Origin of the sequence: Candidatus Ancaeobacter aquaticus (assembly GCA_030765405.1) — a bacterium.
GTDB classification, from domain to species: domain Bacteria; phylum Auribacterota; class Ancaeobacteria; order Ancaeobacterales; family Ancaeobacteraceae; genus Ancaeobacter; species Ancaeobacter aquaticus.
In genome coordinates, this window is sequence record JAVCCP010000063.1 from 1 (window position 1) to 4128 (window position 4128).

A 4128-nucleotide genomic window follows, 5' to 3' on the forward strand; every position below is an offset into this window, starting at 1 on the left:
AATAATTACCCACGCAAGATACTAAATTTTCAATCTGCTCAACAGGGGTTTGAAAGAGAACTTCAGGAGATCGCAGCTTAAATGAAAAATGACCACTATTTACGGCATTTAACTTTACAATCCACCAACAAATATTATGTTCTGACTAGGCCAACCAACTATTTCACTAAGGCTATAATCCAATTCCCCTAATCGTAATATGCAAGCAAATATTCTAAAAATACCATATTTATACTTAAATAGTTTTTTTGGCAAATCTTCTAGTAATATGAGTTTTTTATTATTTTTAAATTCATATTTGAATATTTTGTTCTTTTTCTCATTTAAAAATATAATCTCCTTCCCATTATTAGAAAATATTGGAAACAATCCTTTTTCATAACTCTTTTTTAATCTACTGTTAATATTATAAGTATTAATTATATTATTATTATCAGAATAAACAATATCTGTATTATTTGGAGCCCAAGAAGGACGATTCCCATTTGTTATTACACCCTCAAGTTTAGTGCAATTACTATATTTATTTCGCTTAACAAAATAAACCTCATTAATTTTTTGTTTTTTCTCCCAATATGATCCAATAAATATTAATTTACTGCCATCAGGAGACCAAACAGCATTTTTGCAATTTACTTCTTTTATCTTTATATAATCAATTATGTTAGAATTAATCTTATCATAGACAGCAATTTCACTATCAAAAAAAACGATTCTATCCACTCCAACAACAAATAACTTATTGATATCAGAATAAGAAATTGAATTATATGTATACCCCTTTTTAAAAGATCCAATTTTTCTACTTTTATTTATTTCTAAATCTTTTTCTATAAGAATATTATTTTTAAAATAATATACTTGTATTCCTTCCATATTTTTAATTTGAATAGTTTTAAACTTTACATAAATAAATGATAAAAGAATTATTAAAACTACACTTAGTATCGCATACTTTTTATTCTTCATTTCGATTTACTCTTATTCTTTGCTTTTTATTATCATGCCGCATAACTACTCCATTTACATTCCTCTAGCTTCTTTACCATCCCTGCCCGTACAGGATTCAGTACAATGTAACGACACACTTCCAAGAAATATTTATCCTTATCTACTAAAATGGATTTATATCTCCCTTGGAATACATGACCAACCTTTCGATGACAACGGTTAAAAGATTGGGTGTATATTCCATTAAGTTGTCGCATAAATAATGAAAGATTACTTTTTGGGGTTTCAATCAATAGGTGATAATGATTTGAAATTAGGCAATAAGCATAACAGACTACATGATATCGATCTAACTGATCCTTTAGAATCTCTAAAAATAATATCCTATCTTTATCATCTAAATAAATATCTTCTCGCCCATCGCCTCTAAATGTGATGTGGTATACAGCTCCTTGATATTGAACTCTTAACGGTCGTGCCATATATACAATGTAACAAATTAAAATTCACAATTCAAGACCTGACCCCTAATTCGTTGCAATAAGCGTAACAGATTACATGATATCGATCTAACTGCTCCTTTAGTATCTCTAGAAATAATATCCTATCTTTATCATCTAAATAAATATTTTCTCGCGCATCGCCTCTAGATGTGATGTGGGATACAGCTCCTTGATATTGAATTCTTAACGGTCGTGCCATATATACAATGTAACAAATTAAAATTCACAATTCAAGACCTGACCCCTAATTCGTTCTATTTGACAAACTTAATAATTGAGTGATCCGTCCCCAGAATTCAACCACAGCTGGAGCAATAGAAATAAATGGTCGCTGTCCCTATTTGTTTCGGCATCGTTTATAAAGAAGATAGAAAATCTGCAACGGCCATTATTGTAATAATTATCATTAGAACAATGCTTATCATCCAAACTACACGGTATTTTCTTAATTGTTCTTTAGAATAATTTTTAATTTTTTGCATATACTTTGCCTTAACCAAATTATATATACATAAAACAAGACCACAAAAACAAATTATCGTCCATATTAAATAAAATACTTTAGAAAACATGCTATCCTTGCCTTCGTGGAATATTAAAAACTTTGAATAGATAATTTATTAACTTACACAACAAGATAAATAGTATAAAAGCAATTATAAATGCTATAGCAACAAAAACTATCGAAACACCTTTTATAACTAACAACATACACCCAAATAGACTTGAAATAAAAAATATTATTAAAGTGTTTTTTTGCTTCATTTGTTTTCTCTCTTACATTCCCAATTAATTAAAACAATCACTTACTAAATTCTTTCGCTATACTTTGTGAAATATGATCTATGACTTTACCAGCCTTTGCTGGAGTCGAAGTCCCCCATCCATTTTCATCTGTTAAAACTCCCACGATGCTTGGTTTCGTCGCCTCTGATTCAGATATTCCTGCCAATCCCTGAATAATAGTCACTGAACTAGAAATTACATCACATGTCCCTTTTGCTATAATTACCCCACCTATAATATCCATAGGTCCAGGTATTACTGAATCGCCCTGCGTTATAACTAACCCTCCGATTATCTGCCCAAAACCCTTTTTTGCACCCCTGACTCCTCCATTTACAGTTTCCCATTCAATATTTTCCAGCCATCCTTCTTCTTCCCCACTTTTTCTATCTTCTCTATCCAACCCCAACGGATCAACCCAATTCACTGGATTATTCATACAGTATATATATCTATTTATCCCATCAGGCATACCCAGCGGATCCTGCTGTGTGAACCTACCTAATTCAGGATTATAGTATCTTGCTCGGTAATAGTAAAGACCTGAACTTGCGTCATATTCTCTGCCGGTAAATCCATAATATTTCGGTTCCTCTACCGGAGAACCAAATGAACTATATGTATATCTCTTTGTAACCTTTCCACTATCATCTAATGACGCTGTAACAGAACCAAGCCCATCATGTGAAAAGTATTCTTTCACATTTCCAATAACGTTTTTTACTGCAATCACCTCATCAATACCTACCCCAAAGATAAATCTCTTTTTGATCTCACCCTGACTGTCTGTCTCAGCTATCCTATTCAGACCATCATATATATACCTTGTTTCATATCCCCACTCTTTCTTCACGATCCTACGCCCAAATAGATCATAAGAAAAACTGGCAATATCATCTTTCCCACTTATCATTTTACTCAGCTTATTATCCGCATTATATTCATACATTATTTCTCTATCCGGAGAAACTTCCTGCACAAGATTTCCGATTTCATCATATTCATAGCTGGACGTATCTACTTTTGAATTCCCATCAGTTTGTGTCTCTTTAGATATCAACTGATTTGCCGCATTATATGAATAACTCTCTTTCGTATCCCCTTCTGTTCCTGTCTTAACTAATCGTACTCTATTTCCGTTTACATCGTACTCGTACCGCTCACTTGTTTCATCTGAGTAATCAGCCACAATCAGCTGACTATTGTTATCATACGTATATGTAACCGTACCGCTAATTGTTGTCATAGTTTTACGATTACCCACCTTGTCATATTGATACTCATACCTATTCAATACGTCTCCACCAGCGTTTTTTGCCTCTAGCATTGTCATATTATTATTCGCATCATAGGTATAACTGGTAACAATACCATTTGAGAGAGACCTTTTTGTCCTCATCCCTACAGCATCATGTTGATACGTCACCGCATCATTTCCATAAACTATTTCCTCAACTCGGTTAAGCTTGTCATAACGATATCTGTACAGCACATCTTTACCCAATAATGTTGCAACTTTATTACCATTGAGATCATATTCATAAGAAATTCTTTTCCCGCCATTATCAACAGAAACGATCCTATTAAACCCATCATATTCCATACTAATATTTTGTTTTCCGGATCCAATATTTACGAGATTCCCATTTTTATCGTACCTGTACCCTATGTCACTTTTATCAGCGATCACCTTCTTAACCATCCTGCCATATGGGCCATAATCAAACAATGTTTTGTCACCATTCGCATTAACAATGAATAAAAGACTACCCGCCTTATCATAAGAATAGACCTTTTCATTATCCAGTTGATCTCTTTGTTTTATCAATCGGTTAAGAACATCGTACCGATAAAAAACTTCTCCACCCTTTGGATCTTTTACCATTAA

Annotated in this window: 2 protein-coding genes; both read right to left on the bottom strand. The window is 32.7% G+C overall.

Annotation, left to right across the window (positions count from 1 at the left end):
* Positions 1-114: 114 nt before the first annotated feature.
* A complete protein-coding gene (locus P9M13_08565) occupies positions 115-969 on the bottom strand; it encodes a hypothetical protein (GenBank protein ID MDP8263341.1) in 855 nt (284 codons plus the stop codon).
* Positions 970-2256: 1287 nt separating this feature from the next.
* A partial coding sequence (locus P9M13_08570; protein ID MDP8263342.1) for an RHS repeat-associated core domain-containing protein occupies positions 2257-4128 on the bottom strand: 1872 nt, incomplete at its 5' end.

Bases quoted from the DNA above. Each gene is read 5' to 3' on its own strand.
- P9M13_08565 (MDP8263341.1), bottom strand. From the start codon at position 969: ATGAAGAATAAAAAGTATGCGATACTAAGTGTAGTTTTAATAATTCTT.